Origin of the sequence: Mycobacterium sp. (assembly GCF_049280035.1) — a bacterium.
Lineage (GTDB): Bacteria > Actinomycetota > Actinomycetes > Mycobacteriales > Mycobacteriaceae > Mycobacterium.
Map to the genome: position 1 here is coordinate 1 of NZ_JBAPPI010000220.1, position 4,127 is coordinate 4,127.

The following is a 4,127-nucleotide window of genomic DNA, read 5'->3' on the forward strand; positions in this document are numbered from 1 at the left end:
GTGTGAGGCCCGGCGTCGTGCCCGGCGTCAAACCCGGGGTGGTCAGGCCGGGAGTCGTACCCGGTGTGGGGCTCGGCGGCGTGCGCGGCGTCAAACCCGGGGTGGCCAGGCCCGGGGTGGTCAGGCCGGGAGTGGTCAGGCCGGGAGTGGTCAGGCCGGGAGTGGTCAGGCCCGGTGAGGTCAGACCGGGCGACATCAGGTCGGGCGAGGTCAGACCGGGTGAGGTCAGACCGGGTGAGGTCAGCCCGGGTGAGGTCAGCCCGGGGCTGGTGGCACCGGTCAGGCTGGGCACTGGCGGGAGGTTAACCCCGAACTGCGACAGTCCTTGCGACAGCGCAGACATCAGCTCGCCGGGCAGGTCGGTCATCCCCGCGGCCTTGACGAACTCGTGGTGCTCAACGGGGGGCTTGGTGTCGGTCAGCAGACCGCTGACGGCTACATAAGCGAATGGACTCGCGACCACCAGAGCGGCGACTGCGCTGGTGGCTGTCGAGAGCCTGCGTCGACGTCGGTTCGGCACGGAAGTCTCCTCAATATCTGGACTATGTGGTCTGTAGCTTCCTGCGCGCTCTGCACGTGCAAGGTGCCTTGAGGGGTGATACTCAGACACATGATCGATGGTACTGACGTGAATGGTGTGACTAGAGTGACGAGATCGAATTGTGAGCCAATCGCGACCTTCGTCACTGAAATGCGCTCAATCGTGAGGCGCAGAGCTGGTATTCGTACCCCGAACGCAGAACACCCCGGGCGAACGCCGCCGCCAAGCGGGCTACGGTCGCGCAGTCGGATACCCTAGGCAACCGATGACCACTCGTTTCGACCTCTTCGTTGTCGGCTCCGGATTCTTTGGCCTGACGATTGCCGAGCGCGTGGCCAGCCAGCTCGACAAGCGCGTGCTTGTCGTCGAAAAGCGTCCGCATATCGGCGGAAACGCCTACTCCGAGGCTGAGCCGCAGACCGGCATCGAGGTGCACAAGTACGGCGCGCATCTCTTCCACACCTCCAACAAGCGGGTGTGGGATTACGTGCGGCAGTTCACCGAGTTCACCGGCTACCAGCATCGGGTCTTCGCGCTGCATGACGGGCAGGCCTATCAATTCCCGATGGGACTCGGGCTGGTCTCCCAGTTCTTCGGCCGCTACTTCACCCCCGACCAGGCGCGCCAGCTGATCGCCGAGCAGGCCGCCGAAATCAAGTCGGACGATGCCCAGAACCTCGAAGAGAAGGCCATCTCGCTGATCGGCCGTCCGCTGTACGAGGCGTTCGTCAAGGGCTACACCGCCAAGCAGTGGCAGACCGACCCCAAGGAGCTGCCCGCGGCCAACATCACCCGGCTGCCGGTGCGCTACACCTTCGACAACCGCTACTTCAACGACACGTACGAGGGTCTGCCGGTCAACGGTTACACGGCGTGGCTACAGAGCATGGCCGCCGACGATCGCATCGAGGTGAGGCTGGAGACGGACTGGTTTGACGTGCGCGACGAACTACGCGCCGCCAGTCCGGACGCTCCGGTTATCTATACCGGCCCACTTGACCGCTACTTCAACTACGCGGACGGTCACTTAGGCTGGCGCACATTGGATTTCGAGGTCGAGGTACTGCCGATCGGAGATTTCCAGGGCACACCGGTGATGAACTATAACGACCTCGACGTGCCCTACACTCGCATCCACGAGTTCCGCCATTTCCACCCTGAGCGGGACTACCCGACCGACAAGACGGTGATCATGCGGGAGTACTCCCGATTCGCCGACCATGACGACGAGCCCTATTACCCGATCAACACTGAGGCCGACCGCACCGTGCTGGCCGCCTACCGGGCCAGGGCCAAAGATGAAACCGCTTCGTCGAAGGTGCTTTTCGGCGGGCGCCTCGGCACCTACCAATATCTCGACATGCACATGGCCATCGCCAGCGCGCTGAACATGTACGACAACATCCTGGCGCCGCACCTGCGCGATGGTGCTCCGTTGGACGACAACAACAAAGGAAGCATTCGCGGATGAGCAAGACCACCGGCGACCATGCAAGCCGTGCCGCGACCCAGCAATCCGGTAAGGCCGTGAGCTTGCTGGCCCGCGTCATCCTGCCGCGTCCGGGTGAGCCGCTCGACGTGCGCAAGCTTTACCTGGAGGAGTCGACGACCAATTCCCGGCGCGCGCATGCGAGCAACCGCACATCGCTGCAGATCGCCGCCGAATCCGAGGTGTCGTTCGCCACCTACTTCAACGCGTTTCCGGCCAGCTATTGGCGGCGGTGGACGACGTGCACATCGGTGGTGCTGCAAGCCGAATTGACCGGCAAAGGGCGCATCGACGTCTACCGCAGCAAAGCCACCGGCGCCCGGATCTTTGTCGAAGGACGCAACTTCGCCGGAACTGGCAGCGAGCCGGAGACCCTCGAATTCCAGGTTGGGCTTGAGCCATTCGAAGACGGCGGTTGGATCTGGTTCGACATCACCACCAACACTGAAGTGACGCTGTGCAGTGCCGGGTGGTATTCCGACAAGCCCGCGCCTGGTGTCGCGAACGTCGCAATCGGGATCCCGACCTTCAACCGGCCGAATGACTGCGTCAACGCGCTGCGCGAGCTCACCGCAGATCCGTTGGTGGACAAGGTGATCGGTGCGGTGATTGTGCCCGACCAGGGTACGTCGAAAGTGCGCGACCACCCTGATTTCGCTGCTGCCGCCGCGCCACTGGGCGATCGGCTTTCCATTCACGACCAGCCCAACCTCGGCGGCTCCGGTGGATACAGCCGGGTGATGTATGAGGCGCTGAAAAACACTGACTGTCAGCAGATCCTGTTCATGGATGACGATATTCAACTGCAGTCGGACACGGTTCTCCGCATCCTTGCGATGCACCGCTTCGCCAAGGCGCCAATGCTGGTCGGCGGTCAGATGCTCAACCTGCAGGAGCCGTCGCACCTGCACATCATGGGCGAGATGGTCGACCGGGCGAACTTCATGTGGACCGCGGCGCCGTTTACCGAATACGACCACGACTTCGCCGAATACCCGTTGAGCGACAACAACGCTCGCAGCCAACTGCTGCACCGGCGCATCGACGTCGACTACAACGGCTGGTGGACGTGCATGATCCCGCGGCAGGTCGCCGAGGAGCTGGGTCAGCCGTTGCCGCTGTTCATCAAATGGGATGACGCCGATTATGGGCTGCGCGCCGCCGAGCATGGTTACCCCACCGCCACGTTGCCCGGCGCTGCGATCTGGCACATGGCGTGGAGCGACAAGGACGACGCGATCGACTGGCAGGCCTATTTCCACCTGCGCAACCGGCTGGTAGTCGCGGCCATGCACTGGGACGGCGACGTGTCCGGACTGGTCCGCAGCCACCTCAAGGCGACACTCAAACACCTTTCCTGCCTTGAGTATTCGACAGTAGCGATTCAGAACAAAGCGATCGACGATTTCCTCGCCGGTCCAGAGCACATCTTCTCGATACTGGAAAGCGCGCTGCCCGAGGTGCACCGGATGCGCAAGACCTACCCGGATGCGGTGGTGTTGCCGTCATCGAACGAGTTGCCTAAGCCGTCGGAGCGCAATCACGAGATGAAGCCGCCGGTGCACCCGCTGGCCGTCGGGTACCGGCTGATGCGTGGCACGCTGCACCAGCTCAGGCAGGCAGACCCGGCTCATCATCGGCGCCCGCAGCTGAACGTGCCGACTCAAGACGCGCGGTGGTTTCGGCTGTGCACGCTCGACGGTGCCACCGTCACAACGGCTGACGGCCGCGGCGCCGTCTACCGGCAGCGCGACCGAGCCAAGATGTTTGCGTTGCTGTGGCAGTCGCTGCGGCGTCAGCGGCAACTTCTGAGCCGTTTCGACGAGATGCGCCGCGTCTACCGCGCGGCGCTGCCGGTGCTGTCCAGCAAGGAGAAGTGGGAGACGGTGCTACTGCCGGCTCGAGACAACATGTCCGGCAATGGCCGACATCGCAGCTGATTCGGCGCCGCCACGCGGCGAAGTGGCTGCCGTGGTAGCAGTTCAATCGGCGTTGGGCGAACGCGCCGGCGCGCTGGCTGTGGCGCGGGCACTGTCGTACTTCGGCGAGCACAGCATCGGCTGGTTGGTGGTATCGGCGATCGGCGCGATCCTGCAG

The 4,127-nt window shown here is 63.7% G+C and carries 2 protein-coding genes and 2 pseudogenes; 3 read left to right on the forward strand and 1 reads right to left on the reverse strand.

All coding sequences use genetic code 11. The features are described 5' to 3' along the window. Positions 1–221, reverse strand: a pseudogene (locus WAN71_RS07260) (hypothetical protein); the annotation flags it as partial. Positions 222–806: 585 nt separating this feature from the next. Here WAN71_RS07260 and glf point away from each other — a divergent pair. The 3 genes and pseudogenes from glf to WAN71_RS07275 all read left to right on the forward strand — a co-directional run. Then, positions 807–2,012, forward strand: coding sequence for a UDP-galactopyranose mutase (gene glf / locus WAN71_RS07265; RefSeq protein WP_422224687.1), 1,206 nt, complete (start codon positions 807–809; stop codon positions 2,010–2,012). Beyond that, positions 2,009–3,970 (forward strand): glycosyltransferase, encoded by a 1,962-nt coding sequence (locus WAN71_RS07270; protein ID WP_422224688.1) that lies wholly within the window; start codon positions 2,009–2,011, stop codon positions 3,968–3,970. The genes glf and WAN71_RS07270 overlap by 4 nt, the downstream gene beginning before the upstream one ends. Then, a pseudogene (locus tag WAN71_RS07275) lies at positions 3,951–4,127 on the forward strand (phosphatase PAP2 family protein); the annotation flags it as partial. The gene WAN71_RS07270 and the pseudogene WAN71_RS07275, both read left to right, overlap by 20 nt.

What these genes read in the sequence shown, in the direction of transcription:
- glf (WP_422224687.1), top strand. Translation starts at nt 807, where the DNA reads ATGACCACTCGTTTCGACCTCTTCGTTGTCGGCTCCGGATTCTTTGGC.
- WAN71_RS07270 (WP_422224688.1), top strand. Translation starts at nt 2,009, where the DNA reads ATGAGCAAGACCACCGGCGACCATGCAAGCCGTGCCGCGACCCAGCAA.